Here is a 14,333-nt window from a genome sequence, read left to right on the forward strand (position 1 = left end):
CGGGGCAGCAGTTGGAGAATGGTCGGCAGTGAGGCCGCCTTCGCAGGCAAGCCAGCTCCCACATTTGGATTGCGGGGCAGCAGTTGGAGAATGGTCGGCAGTGAGGCCGCCTTCGCAGGCAAGCCAGTTCCCACATTTGGATCGCGGGGCAGCAGTTGGAGAGTGGTCGGCAGTGAGGCCGCCTTCGCAGGCAAGCCAGCTCCCACATTTGGATTGCGGGGCAGCAGTTGGAGAATGGTCGGCAGTGGGACCGCCTTCGCAGGCAAGCCAGCTCCCACATTTGGATTGCGGGCAGCAGTTGGAGAGTGGTCGGCTGCCAGGCCGACCGGTCTCAGAAACATGGCTACGGCATCAGCGCCTTGATCACCTCGTCCACATTAGTCTCCAACTCTGTCACCGGCTCCGCACCGTCCACATTCAACACCAGCAGTTTCGAGCCCCCGGCGCTCACCGCCGCCTTGACCGCCTCACTCGGCTGACGATGATGCAGCACCACCGCCACCTCGTTGTCCTTCAACTCGGCACTGAGTTTCTGCAATGCCTCAGGCGTCCAGTCAGCGTCCGGCCGCGCATCGGTACTCAGCACTTCCAGGTTCAAACTGCTGACCAAGTACGCGAAATGATCGCTCAGGCTGACCACGCTCAGGTTATCCACCTTGGCCAGTCGCGCTTCGCTGTCGGCGGTGAGTTTGAGCAGGCGCTGCTTGAGGGCGGCGAGGTTGGCATCGATCTTTGGCTTGGCAGTGGGGGCCAGGCGGCTCAGGTCGGCGGCCAGCACGTCGGCCATGCGCCCCATATTGTTGCTCGATTGCCAGGGCTGGCTATTCAGGCCATCGGTGACTCCCGGCTGCACCGCGATGCCGGGCAAGCCGCCGTCCACCGGGCGTGCGGCGTCGACTTCGACGATGCGGATATTGCTGCGCCGCGCCACCGGGTACAGCGGGTCATCGGCCCACAGCGAACGCAGGCCGATGGCGGCGTCGGCATCCAGCGCCAACTTATTCAGGGCTGGGGCGCCACGGCCGGTGAAGTAGGACACTTGTCGCGAACCGGGCAGATTGGCCGGCGCGGCGCGTTCAAGCTGCACGTCGGTGCCTTTGAGCAGCACTTCAGCCAGGCCGTAGGTGATCGGCAACGAGGCCAGCACTTTGACCGGCTTTGCCGCGTGGGCAGCCGGTTTGGCCGCTTCAACCGCCATTAACGGCGTGGTGAACAAACAAGCGATGGCCAGGGCCAGGGGAGAAAGAGCGGAGCGCATTATCCAATATTCCCTTTAAGGCTGGGCACCGTGCCGCGCGCGATGGCGGCCAGGGCGAAGGCGATACCGGCGACCAGGATGATGGCGGCACCGGACGGCACGGGCAGGTCGAAGATGATCGGCAGCAGGATCCCGCACAGGGTGCTGACGGTGGCAATCGCGACCGAGACCCAGAAGAAACCCTTGAGCGATTGGCTCAACAGGCGCGCCGCAGCGGCGGGAATCACCAGCAGCGCACCCACCAGGATCGCGCCGATGACCTTGACTGCCGCGACGGTGATCAGCGTCACCAGAATCACGAACAGGTAGTCCAGGGTCTTCACCGCTACACCGCGTACCGCCGCCAATTGCGGGTTGAAGCTGGCCAGCATGATGCGGTTGTACAGCGGCAGCGCCAGGGCCATCACCAGCGAACCGACCACTGCCAGCACCAGCAGATCGTTGCCGTTGACCGTCAACACCGAGCCAAACAGCACGTTCTCGAGGATGTGCACGTTGATCTTGCCCGCCAGGATCAGCAGCAGGCTTGCGCCCAGCGCCAGGGACACCGACAGGAACACACCGATCAAGGTGTCCGGCGCCAGGCCGGTGCGGTTGCGCAGGTAGTTGAGCAGGATGCCGAACAGCAGGCAGTAGCCGAACAGCGCGCCATACGGGCCGGTGTAGGGTTCACCGAGCAGGATGCCTACCGCCACGCCGGTCAGCGCCGCGTGGCCGACCGCTTCGGAGAAAAACGCGAAGCGCTTGACCACCACCAGCGTACCCAGGCCGCCCAGCACCGGGCCGATCAGCAAACCGGCGAGCAGGGCATTGACCACAAAACCGTAGGCCAGCGCCTCCGGCAAATAGCCGGAAGAGGCCCAGCCCTGGACCATCAAGCGAAAGGCTTCATAACTCATTGCGCCGGGCTCCGAGGGTGAGTGGAGAACAGGGTGAGCAGGCGGTCCGGGGTCAGTGCCTCTTTGGGCGTGGCATCGAACAGCACGCGGCGGTTCAGGCCGGTCACACGGTCGGCCAGGCGACCCACCGCTTCCAGGTCATGCTCGATCCACAGCACGGTGATCCCGGCTAGGCGCCAGTCATTGAGCAGTCGTTCGAAGACTTGGATGCCCGCTTCGTCGAGGGCCGACATGGGTTCATCCAGTACCAGCAGCTGCGGTGCCGGGATCAGCCCCTGGGCCAGCAACACGCGCTGGCGCTCACCGCCGGACAGCGCACCCATGCGCCGCTTGCGTTTGTCTTGCATGCCGACGCGCTCCAGCGCATCGCCAATCGCGCCGGCGTAATGCTTGGACAGGCCCAGAAACGCCGGACGCCGTTGGCACATGGCCGCCATAAAATCATCCACGGTCATCGGCAAGCCCCGGTCGAACTCCAGGGCCTGGGGCACATAGCCAATGGTGCCGGGCGTGGCTGGCCAGTGCAGGCTTAACCGTCCCTGATGAGGTGTCTGGCCCAGCAGTGTCTTGATCAGCGAGCTTTTGCCGCCGCCGTTGGGGCCGACCAGTGCGTGAATGCTGCCTGGCTGTACCTGGAAACTTACGTTATCGAGGATCACGGTGCGACCCAGGGTCAGCGATATCCTGTCGAACTCAAGGGTCGGGCCGACGCTGACCGCCTTCAGTTGCTCTGCTGCTGTCATGCCCCCGACTCCTGGATGGCCCGAACCACAGTGTTGAGGTTGCTGGTCATTTCCACTTCGTACTTCTCGGCGCTGTATTCGCCGTAGGAAATGTGCGACAGCGGGTACAGCTTGACCCCGGATTCACGCTGGATGGTGTCGACGTAGGTGGACGGGAAGTCCATTTCCGAGAAGATCACCTTCACGTCCAGGGCCCGCAGTTCATCGATGGTTTTCTTCAACTGGCTCGGGCTTGGCTCGATCCCGTGGGCCGGCTCGACCACGGCAGTGACCTCCAGGCCGAATTCGCGCAACAGGTAGTCATAAGCCGCGTGCACGGTGGCCACGCGCAGGTCCGGGTTGGGGGCGCTGGTCAGCTTGGCCAGGGCATCGGCGCGCATCTGGCGCAGGCGCTTGCCGTAGGCGCGGGCGTTTTGGGTGTAGGTCTTGGCGTTGTCCGGGTCGAGTTTGCCCAGTTCGCGGGCGATGTTATTGACCTGGGCAATCGACGCGCTGATCGACAGGAAGGTATGCGGGTTGACCACCTTGCCCGCACCGCGCGCGGCGTTACCGGTGGCGGCCAGCAGCGGCACGTTGGCGTTGGCCTCGATCACCGGGATATCCGGGCGTTCGCTGGTGGCGATCATGCGGTCGGCGAAATCATCATGGCCGACCCCGTTGAGCACGATCACGTCCAGGGTGCCGATGCGCTTGATGTCTTCGGCGCGTGGCTCGTAGGCATGCGGGTTGAAGCCGGCCGGAATCAGCGGCACTACCTCGGCCTTGTCGCCGACGATATTGGCCACATAGCTGTAATAAGGGTGCAGGGTGATGCCGATTCGCAGGCGTTTACTCGCCTCGGCATTGGCGAGCGGGGCGAGCATCAGGCTGAACAGGCCAACCAGCAACAGGCGCAACAGGGGAGATGAAATGGACATGGGCAATCGGTCTTCTCGTTCAGTGGCGGTGCTGGCGTGTGACGCCGGCATCGAATTGCGCAACCACTTGCTGCCAGCCGGCTGCGATCAGCGCCTGGTCAGTGAGGTCGGAGGGAGCGGCGAGGTTGGCTTGGCGATTGAGCCAGATATCCGGCTCGGCCCCGTGCACGCGCATCAACAGCGAGCCGCTGGTGGCGGGCGCCTGGCTCAAACCCAGGTAGGCCGAAGGTTCCAGCAACTGCCAACGATGATCACCCCGGCTGACCGAGCTGGCGTCCTGGGCAAATGGCGCGAAACCTTCTTCGGCCAGTTGCGCCGGGCTCGGCAGGGCGCTTTGTTCCTGCTGCAACAGCTGGATTTCATCCAGGGTCACCCGCAGGTCAGCGTAAATGCCTTGCTCGGCGGCGCTCAGGTCGCGACGGGCATCCAATTGGTGGCTGGGTATTGCCGCCACTTCCTGGGATTCACCGTGCAGCGCGATCACCGAACCCGCCACCGCAAGGATGATCAGGCACAACAACAGTACATAGAGGGTTTCGTGGCCGGCACCGGCGGGGCGTACAACCTGTGTGGTACTCATTGCGGCTGGATATCCGCTTGGTCGATTTCCACCACGTGGCCTGGGCCCGCATCAAACAGTACATAGAACTCGGCGGACGGCTTCTTGAAGGTCAGGGTCGAGTCCTCGCCAAGCTTGCCGGGCATCAGGATGGTTTCGTCGTAGCCGATCACGTCCAGGGTCACGCCGGGCGCGCCGCTGCCGTCGGAGAAGCCGCCTTTGCACTGGATCTGCTCGCCGGGGATTTCCTTGCACTCGCACATCGGGTTGTGGGCCAGGGCAAGAGTACTGAAGCCGGCGCTCAGCAAAAGAACGCCGCAGGCACGGGTCAGGCGCATCAAAGTCATGGTTTAACTCCTTGCTTGTTCAGCCAGGCAATAGTGGCAGGCGAGGCCTGGCTCAACGGGATGGAACCCTGGTGCATGCTGCCGTCCCAGCCTTCCATGGTGACCCACAGTTCGGCATCGGCTGGCGTGCGTTCCGGGATCGGCAGGCCGGCGCCCATGCGGTATGGGGTGCCGAAGAAGATCACCCCGGCGGCGCGCAGGCTGCGAGGCTTGCCGATACGCAGGTAGGTGGCCTTGACCTGGTTGGCGCAGGTGTCGCACAGGGCGGCATTGAAAAACTTCATCGGGCCGGCCGGGTCGGGGCGCGGGCCTTCATTGCGAAACTCCGCGAGGGTCAGGCTCCAGGGGCCTACCTGCACTTCACCGGCCACGCGCTCGCCGATGCCGGTGTCACCGCGAAACAACGCGGCGTCGGCGAAGTACTTGGGCATGAAGCCCAGGGGCACCAGCAATAGCAGCACATTGATATGAAAGCGCCACTTCAGCCAGAAGGCCCGCAGTGGCGAAGGCGGTACGGCAGCGACCTTGCTCATGAGTTGGCCTCCGAAGTTTCAGCCTGCAAGGCCGGGATGGACGCCGGCTGTTTTTGGGTCTTGGCTTCGCGCTTGAGGGCATTGAGGGTCGCCAGGGCGGTGCGCTTGGTCCAGATCAGCAGGCCGCTCAATACCATCATGCTCATGATCAGACCGAAGAATGCCCAGATCAGCTTGATCCATATCCCGCCAAAGTCGCCGGTGTGCAGGGGGCGCATGGACTCGGTGACGAACTCCAGCTTCGAGCGGTCGGACAGCAAGTGCGCCGCAGCGACTTCACCGTCATAGGGGTTGATCTGCGCGGTCTGGAACATCAGCGGGTACCAGCCCCGGCCGCCGATCTGCAGGTGGCTGTAGGCGTTGAGCGGCAGGCTGACGAAACTCGCCTCCAGGCCAGGGATGCGCTGGGTGGCGATCTTGATTGCCTCGTCTACCGGAATCATCGGGGCCGGCACGCCGGGCGCCGACATCGGCACCTTCTCACGCGCAATCACCGGGATGACCGGTTCGGTGGAAATCGAAATCTGGTTGTCGCCCAGGATCGCCCGGATCAGGAACCAGATGCCGGTGACCGAGATCACCGCGATGAACCAGATCGACCAGATCCCGCTCAAGCGGTGGAAGTCGCCCCAGAAAATCCGTGCGCCGTGGCGGATACGCAGGGTCGGGCGCAGGAAGCCCTTCCAGAAACGCTTGTACACCACCAGCCCGGTGACCAGCGACGCCAGCAGCGGGATGCCGAGTGCCGACACCAGGTACCAGCCCCAACTGTAGCCATTGGTGAATGGCACCAGCCACCAGCCGTGCAGGGCGCGGGTGAATTGCTGGAAGTTGAAGGACGGGCTGATGCCCTGGATCGCACCGGTATAGGGATTGACGTAGACCTCTACCGAGCGCCCGTCGGGGTAGCTGAGGTCGACGCTGAGGGCGAAATGGGATTCGTCGGGGCGGCTGATCGATTGGACGAACACCTGCGGTTCATCGCGCTTGATTGCGGCGATCACTTGGTCATAGCTCAGCGGTTCGGCATCATCCGTCGGCTTGCTCGCGCGGATATCCGGGTTGGCCAGCCAGACGATCTCCTGGCTGACCACCGCCAGGGTGCCAGTGACGCAGACGATCAGTACAAAGAACCAGATGGGCAATGCCAGCCAGCTATGTACGAGAAACCAGAGTTTGGAGCGTGACTTCTTCGACATGTGAATGAGGGTCTTGATCGGAGGGGGGCAGTGGAGGCCCGGAAAAGGCCAGTCGTAGCTTTTGCTGACGCGACAGGCTGTATCTAAATTAAGACGGATGAGAATGAGAAATCCCTAACCCGGATATGAAAGAAAATGTTTCAGGTTCACATTCAGGGCGTTTTAGCGCCTCGATCGAACACGAAACATGTTCCCAGCCATCACCCTGGTGCCATTGATGGGGCGGTGGGGCTGCGTAGGATGAGTTCATGCCGTTGAGTGAGCGCCTACAAAAGTGAGCCCAGGAAAAATGACTGCCAGAACCCTCTACGACAAACACATCGATTCCCGCACGGTGTGCCCCCTGGATGACCAGGGCCATGTCCTGCTTTATATAGATCGCCAGGTGATCAACGAATACACCAGCCCCCAGGCCTTCAGCGGCCTGCGCGAAGCCGGGCGCAATGTATGGCGCCCCGGCACGGCATTGGCCGTGGTCGACCATGTGAACCCCACCACGCCCAAGCGCATCGCAGCGATGCCGGATGCCGGCGGGGCGCGGCAGGTGTCCTACCTGGCCGAGAACTGCCGGGACTTCGGCATCGAACTGCTGGACATCCTCGACAAGCGCCAAGGCATCGAGCACGTGATCGCCCCGGAACAGGGATTTATCCTGCCGGGCATGGTGATTGCCGCCGGTGACAGCCACACCACCACCTACGGTGCCCTGGGTGCCTTCGGGTTTGGCATCGGTACCTCGGAAATCGAACACCTGCTGGCCTCCCAGACCCTGGTCTACAAGCGCCTGAAGACAATGCGCGTGAGCGTCGACGGCGAACTGGCGCCGGGCCTGACGTCCAAGGACGTGATCATGGCGCTGATCGGCAAGATCGGCGCCTCGGGTGCCACTGGCTACGCCATTGAGTTTCGCGGCGCGACCATCGATGCGTTGAGCGTCGAGGCACGCATGACTATCTGCAACATGGCGGTGGAAGCCGGTGCGCGGGGCGCGTTCATGGCGCCCGATGAAAAAGTCTTCGCCTACCTCAAGGGCAAGCCGCGTGCGCCGCAAGGCGAGTTGTGGGACCAGGCGCTGGCGGGCTGGCGCTTGCTGCACTCGGATGCCGACGCGGTGTTCGACCAGGAGGTGCAACTCGACGCCACTACCCTGGAGCCCATGGTCACCTGGGGTACCAGCCCCGACCAGGCCGCGCCCATCGGCGCCCGCGTGCCCGACCCGCAGGACGTCAGCGACTTGATCCTGCGCCAGGACATGCGCCGCGCCCTCAACTACATGGGCCTGCAAGCCGGCATGCCGCTGAGCGACATCGTCATCAGCCATGCATTCATCGGCTCCTGCACCAATGCCCGCATCGAGGACCTGCGCGACGCCGCCAGTGTGGTGCGCGGCAAGCACGTGGCCGAGCACGTACGGGCGATGATCGTGCCGGGCTCCACCGAAGTGCGTGACCAGGCTGAAGCCGAAGGGTTGGCCGCGATTTTTATCGACGCCGGCTTTGAATGGCGCCAGTCCGGCTGCTCGATGTGCCTGGCGATGAATGATGACGTGCTGGCCCCCGGCGACCGCTGCGCCTCCAGCACCAACCGCAACTTCGAAGGCCGCCAGGGCGCGGGCGCACGCACCCATTTGATGAGCCCGGCGATGGTCGCCGCCGCCGCCATTACTGGCCGCCTCACTGATATCCGCCACTTTGGAGCGCGCCCATGAGCCTGCAACCGTTCACCCTGGTCACCGGCAAGGCCGCGCCGATGCTGGCGGCCAATATTGACACCGACGTCATCATGCCCAAGCAGTTCCTCAAGGGCATCGACCGCAGCGGCCTGGACCGTGGGCTGTTCTTCGACCTGCGCTTCTTGCCCTCCGGCGAGCCCAACCCTGAGTTTGTGCTGAACCAGCCGGCCTGGCAGGGCGCAAGGTTCATGGTGGTAGGGCCGAACTTCGGCTGCGGCTCCAGCCGTGAACACGCGGTGTGGGGGCTGAAACAGATGGGCATCCGCGCCTTGATCGGCAGCAGCTTTGCCGGGATTTTCTATGACAACTGCCAGCGCAACGGGGTGTTGTTGATTACCCTGGACGAGGCGCTGCTGCAAACGTTGGGCAAGACCGTCAGCCAGGCAGACCAGGCGCAGATCAGTGTCGACCTTGAAGCCCAGCAGATTCGCCTGGCGAACGGCGAGGTGATCGGGTTCCAGATTGATACGTTGCGCAAGACGGCGTTACTGCTTGGCCTGGACGCCATCGGCAGTACCTTGCAGCGCAGTGACGAGATCAAGGCCTTCGAACGCCAGCACCTGGCAGCCAATCCCTGGCTTAACTGACACACCTCAATCCTAATGTGGGAGCTGGCTTGCCTGCGATGGCGGACTGTCAGTTGATGCATCTGTAGCTGACCCACCGCTATCGCAGGCAAGCCAGCTCCCACAGCTGATCGGGTCTACACATCTAAATCGACAACCCTTTGAAATGCTCCTGCAAGAACTCCACGCAGGCGCGCAGCTTCCCGGAATACGCCAACCGTGTCGGGTACACCGCCCACACGTTGGCGCTCTGGGTGTAACCGTGCAGTACCTGCACCAGCTTGCCTTGTTCCAGCAGCGGCTTCACATCCCACATCGAGCGCAGCAACACCCCGCGCCCATCCAGTGCCCACTGCAGCACAATCTCGCCATTGTTCGATGACAGCGGCCCACGCACGCGCACGCTTTCCTGGGCGCCGTCGCGTTCCAGGTTCCAGATGCCAAACGCGTTATCGCGCTCCTTGAGCACCAGGCAGTCATGCTGTTCCAGGTCGCTCAACTGTTGCGGTGTGCCACGGCGCTGCAGATAAGCCGGGGCGGCGCACAGTACGCGGCGGTTGCTCACCAGCCGGCGGCCAATGTGTTGGCCGGGGATGTCATCGCCCACGCGGATCTCCAGGTCGAAGCCTTCGCTGACGATGTCCACCACGCGGTCGAACAGGTCCAGGCGGATTTCCAGGTCCGGGTATTGTTCTGCCAGCAGCGACAGGGCCGGGGCCACATGGTTGCGGCCGAAGCCGAAACTGCTGCACAAATGCAGGCGCCCACGGGGGCTGTCGTGGGCTTCGGAGAGTTCATCGGAGAGTTGCTGGAAGTCTTCCAGGATGCGCACGGCCCAGCGCTGTACTCGCTCGCCGTCTTCGGTCAGGGCGATGCGCCGGCTGGTGCGGTGCAGCAAGCGGGTGGCCAGGGTGGTCTCGAGGATCTGGATGCGCTTGCTGACATACGCGGGCGACAGCCCGAGCTCATCGGCTGCCGCTGCGAAGCCGGCCTTGCGGATCACGGTCAGGAACACCCGCAGGTCTTCGGGTAGGGGCACGGTATCTTTCTTGTTAGTCATCAGAAACAGGCGTGGCGGCATGAGCCGCCAGAATAGCACCGCTTGGGCGCGCCTTCCGGCACGCCCGGGTGTTGTCGCTTACTCGGCGGCCACCTTGGCCTGGGCCGCAGCCTCGGCAGCCCGAGCATGTCGGCCGCGCTTGAGCGCGATGGGGGCCATTTTTTCGCGGTCCAGCTCACCTTCCCAGGCGGCCACAACCAGGGCAGCCACGGCGTTGCCGATGATATTGGTCAACGAGCGGCATTCGGCCATGAAGCGATCGACGCCGAGGATCAACACCATCGCCGCCACCGGCACCGTCGGCACCACCGCCAGGCTGGCATCCAGCGCCACGAAGCCCGCACCGACCACCGCACCTGCGCCCTTGGAGGTCAGCATGGCCACCGCCAACAGGGTCAACTGCTGCTCCAGTGGCAAGTGGATATTGGTGGCCTGGGCCAGGAACAGCACCGCCAGGGTCATATAGATGTTGGTGCCGTCGAGGTTGAAGGTGTAGCCGGTCGGCACCACGATGCCCACCACGCCCTTGGAGGCGCCCAGGCTTTCGAGTTTCTGGATCAGTTGCGGCAATGCCGACTCCGACGAGCTGGTACCGAGCACGATCAACAGCTCCGACTTGATGTAGCCCATCAACTTGAAAATGCTGAACCCGGCGTTGCGGGCGATGCTGCCCAGCACCACGGCAATAAAGAAAAACGCCGTGACATAGAAGGTGCCCACCAGTTTCAGCAGGGGCAGCAACGAACCGACACCGTATTTACCGATGGTGAAGGCGATCGCACCAAAGGCACCGATCGGTGCGACCCGGCTGATGATGCCGACGATGCGGAAGAACACTTCGCTGGCCTGATTGATCACGCCCACCAGTGGCCGGGCCTTTTCACCGACCATTACCAGGCCCACGCCAAACAGCACGGAGACGAACAGCACCGGAAGGATTTCACCCTTGGAAAACGCATCGAAGAACGTTGCGGGGATCACATGCAGCAGGAACCCGGTGATGCCTTCGCCATGTTCGGCCTGGCCGACAAAACCGGCGATGGCCGAACTGTCGAGGGTCTTCACATCGATATTGAAGCCCACGCCCGGCTGCAGCAGGTGCGCGGCGAGAATGCCGATCAACAGGGCGATGGTCGAGACCACCTCGAAGTACAGCAGCGCCTTGCCGCCGACCCGGCCCACCTGTTTCACGTCGTGCATGCTGGTGATGCCGGAGACCACCGTGCAGAAGATAATCGGGCCGATGATCATCTTGATCAGCTTGATAAAGCCATCGCCGAGGGGCTTGAGGTCGATGCCGATCTGCGGCCATTGATGGCCGATCAACACGCCCAGCGCGATCGCGATGAGCACCTGGATATACAGGGTTCCCAGCAGTTTTCTGATTGTCATTGTTATTATCTCGGTACGTTTCTTGGGGCAAAGCGAACCCGTCGCAGGCCATTGGCAGCCTGCGAGGCGGGTGGGTCAGGTCACGGGGTTGCTGAGTGGTTCAGCGAAGGAAGCTCAGGACTTCGCCCAGCAGCAACTCGGGGGCTTCTTCGGCGATGTAATGGCCGGCCGGCAGGGCCTTGCCGCGCACGTCGGTGGCGACTTTCTGCCATTCCTTGAGCGGCTCGAAACAGCGGCCGACCGTGCCTTCGGCACCCCACATCACCAGCAATGGCAGGTTCAGGTGGTGACCGGCGTCGATGTCCGCCTGGTCGTGCTCAAGGTCGATACCGGCGGCAGCACGGTAGTCCTCACAGATGCCGGTGGCGGCACCCGGCAGTTGCAGGCAGCGCAGGTACTCGGCGAAGGCTTCATCGGTAAACGGCTTGAGCCCGGCGCTGCGACTGCCCATTACGCTGCGCAGGTACAGCGCCGGGTTGCTTTCGATCAAGGCTTCGGGCAACGGCGCCGGGCGGATCAGGAAGAACCAGTGCCAGTAAGCGCGGGCGAAGGCTTCGTCGGTCTGTGCATACATCGACAGGGTAGGGGCGATGTCCAGCAGCACCATGCGCTGCACGGCGGTGGGATGGTCCAGGGCCAAGCGATGGGCAACGCGGGCGCCACGGTCGTGGGCCAGCACCGAGAACTGTGCGAAGCCCAAGGCCTTCATCAGCTCGACGCCGTCCCGGGCCATTTCGCGTTTTGAATAGTTGGAGTGGTCGTCACTGGCCGGCGGCTTACTGCTGTCGCCATAGCCGCGCAGGTCGGCGGCCACCACGGTGAAGTGTTCAGCCAGTTGTTCGGCGACTTTGTGCCAGATGACGTGGGTTTGCGGGTGCCCGTGCAACAGGAGCAGACCGGGACCTGTGCCGCCTTTGCGGTAGCTGATGTCCACGCCGTTGACGTGGCACTGGTCTTTTTGGAATCCGGCGAACATGGAATGACTCCTTGTGATGAGTGCCTGCATCCTGTAATCACGCGGCGTTCGGGGCAAGGGCAAAAACGTGGAGGGGTTGTTCATGAAGTGTGTAGGAGCGTGGATCTCCTGATCATCGAAAATCCAGTGTGGGAGCGGGCTTGCTCGCGAATGCGGTGGATCAGCCAGTGCATCCAGAACTGGCACACCGCATTCGCGAGCAAGCCCACACACATTTGATGTGTATGGCTCTGTAGATTCAGGCTTGCTTGAACATCTCCATCGCGCGCTGGCGAATCTGCGCTTCAGTCAGGTCTTCCTTGTGGGTGGCCAGGAACCACACATGGCCGAATGGATCCTTCAGCGTGCCGGAGCGATCGCCGTAGAACTGGTCCTTGGGTTCGGAGATCGGTGTGCCACCGGCTGCGATGGCTTGTTTGTATTGCGCGTCGACGTCGTTGACATACACATGTAAACCGACGCTGGTGTGGCCATCACGCGGGCTGCCAAACGCACTTTCATCGCAGGGTGAACCCAGCATGATTGGCGAGTCACCGATGCGCAGCTCGGCGTGGCCAACTCTGCCGTCGGGCATGTCCAGGCGCATGGCTTCGATGGCGCCAAAGGCTTTCTTGTAGAACTCGATGGCTTCGGCAGCTTTTTCGACGCCCAGGTAGGGCGTGACACTGTGGAAACCCTCGGGAATGGGTTTAACGCTCATTTCGTTCTCCTCGGGTTGTTGTGGTTGTGGAGGCACGGCCTTTTCACTATAGGCCACGTATGGCGTGGCCTGCAGGCAACTGACGAGGTGTTTGCCAAGCAACAGCGAACAGGCAGATTGCTGCGCCATAAGCGGGCCTGGGCGGGTTTTTAGGGCCAAATCAGCGGTTTGGACCCGGCACAGAAGCTGCAATCCCTCTGGCAAACCATTCGCCCGAGAGCGTTGTATGTCTGTACTGCCTGTGTCTGCCGATTACCCGATCCACACGCCCCATGCCGCATTGATCCGTGATGCAGCCGAGGCGATTGCCGTCGCCCACCGCGTCGCCGCCGTGCTCCTGGAACAGGACGCCGAGCGCGACCGCACTCGCCAGGTGCCCGCCGAGGTGGTGGACCTGTATTCCAACAGCGGCCTGTGGGGCATCAGCGTGCCGCGCGAGTTTGGCGGCGCGCAGGTGTCCTACGCGGTGCTGGCCCAGGTGATCGCGATTATTTCGGCCGCCGACCCGTCCCTGGGGCAGATCCCGCAGAACCACTACTGTTTGCTGGAGGACATCCGCCTGCAGGGTACACCCGAGCAGCAGGCGCATTTCTTCGGCCTGGCGCTGCAAGGTTATCGGTTTGCCAATGCACTGTCGGAAACTGGCGGCAAGAACGTGCAGGACATCCAGGCCACTATTCGCCGCGAAGGCGACGGCTATGTGATCAACGGGCGCAAGGGCTACTGCACCGGATCGTTGTACGCCCATTGGCTGGCAGTGCTGGCGCTGGATGAACAGCAGAACGCGCAGTTGGCCTTCGTTCCGCGCGGCACTGCCGGGCTGGTGGTGGTCGATGATTGGGACAGCATGGGCCAGCGCACCACTTCCAGCGGGACGGTGCTGGCACAGGATCTGCGGGTGCCGGCGTTCAATCTGTTTCCCACACATAAATCCTACGATTCGCCGACGCTTGCCGGCCCTTTCGCACAGCTGACCACCGCCGCCATCGACGCCGGCATCGCCCGTGCCGCTTTGCGCGACACGGTGGCGTTCGTGCAGCAATTCGCTCGCCCATGGATTGATGCCGGCGTGGAGAAGGCTAGTCAGGATCCGCTGACCATCATCCAGGTGGGCGCCCTGGACATTCGCCTCGAAGCCGCCGAAGCGCTGCTGGACCGCGCCGGCCTGGCCCTCGACGCCGCTCGCCCGGCACCGAATGAAGAGAATGTTGCCCAGGCCTCCCTGGCCGTCGCCCGCGCCAAAGTGCTCACCACCGAAATCGCCATCGAAGCCAGCAACAAACTGTTCGAACTGGGCGGCACTCGCTCGACCTTGAAAAAGCACAACTTCGACCGCCACTGGCGCAACGCACGGGTGCACACCCTGCACGACCCGGTGCGCTGGAAATACCACGTGGTGGGCAACTGGTTGCTCAATGGCGCCAAACCACCGCGCCACGATTGGTCGTGATG

The 14,333-nt window shown here is 63.0% G+C and carries 15 protein-coding genes; 3 read left to right on the plus strand and 12 right to left on the minus strand.

Translation table 11 applies throughout. The annotated features are described in order from the left end of the window. Positions 1 to 343 precede the first annotated feature (343 nt). From KHP07_RS29210 to KHP07_RS29245, 8 genes are read right to left on the minus strand one after another with little or no spacing between them, the layout of a single operon-like run. Positions 344 to 1,258, minus strand: a complete 915-nt coding sequence (locus KHP07_RS29210; RefSeq protein WP_214498488.1) for a metal ABC transporter solute-binding protein, Zn/Mn family — start codon at positions 1,256 to 1,258, stop codon at positions 344 to 346. Then, complete coding sequence (locus KHP07_RS29215) at positions 1,258 to 2,157, minus strand: metal ABC transporter permease (RefSeq protein WP_214498489.1); 900 nt, start codon at positions 2,155 to 2,157, stop codon at positions 1,258 to 1,260. Before KHP07_RS29215 ends, KHP07_RS29210 begins: the two co-directional genes overlap by 1 nt. Next, entirely contained in the window at positions 2,154 to 2,900 is a 747-nt protein-coding gene (locus KHP07_RS29220; RefSeq protein WP_214498490.1) for a metal ABC transporter ATP-binding protein, read from the minus strand. Before KHP07_RS29220 ends, KHP07_RS29215 begins: the two co-directional genes overlap by 4 nt. Next, on the minus strand, positions 2,897 to 3,817 hold the full coding sequence (locus KHP07_RS29225; RefSeq protein WP_214498491.1) for a metal ABC transporter substrate-binding protein: 921 nt from the start codon (positions 3,815 to 3,817) through the stop codon (positions 2,897 to 2,899). The genes KHP07_RS29220 and KHP07_RS29225 overlap by 4 nt, the downstream gene beginning before the upstream one ends. Positions 3,818 to 3,836: 19 nt before the next feature. Beyond that, positions 3,837 to 4,397: a DUF6162 family protein gene (locus KHP07_RS29230; RefSeq protein WP_078047703.1), complete on the minus strand. Its 561-nt coding sequence runs from the start codon at positions 4,395 to 4,397 to the stop codon at positions 3,837 to 3,839. Continuing rightward, entirely contained in the window at positions 4,394 to 4,723 is a 330-nt protein-coding gene (locus tag KHP07_RS29235) for a hypothetical protein (protein WP_078047704.1), read from the minus strand. The genes KHP07_RS29230 and KHP07_RS29235 overlap by 4 nt, the downstream gene beginning before the upstream one ends. Further along, a complete protein-coding gene (locus KHP07_RS29240) occupies positions 4,720 to 5,256 on the minus strand; it encodes a PA2404 family protein (RefSeq protein WP_078047705.1) in 537 nt (178 codons plus the stop codon). The genes KHP07_RS29235 and KHP07_RS29240 overlap by 4 nt, the downstream gene beginning before the upstream one ends. Next, on the minus strand, positions 5,253 to 6,455 hold the full coding sequence (locus KHP07_RS29245) for a PepSY-associated TM helix domain-containing protein (protein ID WP_099493842.1): 1,203 nt from the start codon (positions 6,453 to 6,455) through the stop codon (positions 5,253 to 5,255). The genes KHP07_RS29240 and KHP07_RS29245 overlap by 4 nt, the downstream gene beginning before the upstream one ends. Before the next feature lie 289 nt (positions 6,456 to 6,744). Here KHP07_RS29245 and leuC point away from each other — a divergent pair, with 289 nt between their 5' ends. Next, entirely contained in the window at positions 6,745 to 8,163 is a 1,419-nt protein-coding gene (gene leuC, locus KHP07_RS29250) for a 3-isopropylmalate dehydratase large subunit (protein WP_214498492.1), read from the plus strand. Further along, a complete protein-coding gene (gene leuD / locus KHP07_RS29255) occupies positions 8,160 to 8,774 on the plus strand; it encodes a 3-isopropylmalate dehydratase small subunit (protein ID WP_214498493.1) in 615 nt (204 codons plus the stop codon). Before leuC ends, leuD begins: the two co-directional genes overlap by 4 nt. Positions 8,775 to 8,898: 124 nt before the next feature. Here leuD and KHP07_RS29260 read toward each other — a convergent pair whose 3' ends face one another. The 4 genes from KHP07_RS29260 to KHP07_RS29275 form a co-directional block, all read right to left on the minus strand. Continuing rightward, positions 8,899 to 9,813, minus strand: coding sequence for a LysR substrate-binding domain-containing protein (locus KHP07_RS29260; protein WP_214498494.1), 915 nt, complete (start codon positions 9,811 to 9,813; stop codon positions 8,899 to 8,901). Between the two features lie 78 nt (positions 9,814 to 9,891). Further along, complete coding sequence (locus tag KHP07_RS29265) at positions 9,892 to 11,205, minus strand: dicarboxylate/amino acid:cation symporter (RefSeq protein WP_214498495.1); 1,314 nt, start codon at positions 11,203 to 11,205, stop codon at positions 9,892 to 9,894. A 100-nt stretch (positions 11,206 to 11,305) separates the two neighbouring features. Then, positions 11,306 to 12,181, minus strand: a complete 876-nt coding sequence (locus tag KHP07_RS29270) for an alpha/beta fold hydrolase (RefSeq protein ID WP_078047711.1) — start codon at positions 12,179 to 12,181, stop codon at positions 11,306 to 11,308. Positions 12,182 to 12,419: 238 nt separating this feature from the next. Further along, a complete protein-coding gene (locus tag KHP07_RS29275) occupies positions 12,420 to 12,881 on the minus strand; it encodes a VOC family protein (protein ID WP_016980233.1) in 462 nt (153 codons plus the stop codon). A 226-nt stretch (positions 12,882 to 13,107) separates the two neighbouring features. Here KHP07_RS29275 and KHP07_RS29280 point away from each other — a divergent pair, with 226 nt between their 5' ends. Then, a complete protein-coding gene (locus KHP07_RS29280) occupies positions 13,108 to 14,331 on the plus strand; it encodes an SfnB family sulfur acquisition oxidoreductase (RefSeq protein WP_100491149.1) in 1,224 nt (407 codons plus the stop codon). The last annotated feature ends 2 nt before the right edge of the window (positions 14,332 to 14,333 follow it).

The sequence above is a fragment of the Pseudomonas sp. VS40 genome (assembly GCF_018587885.1).
Lineage (GTDB): Bacteria > Pseudomonadota > Gammaproteobacteria > Pseudomonadales > Pseudomonadaceae > Aquipseudomonas > Aquipseudomonas pergaminensis.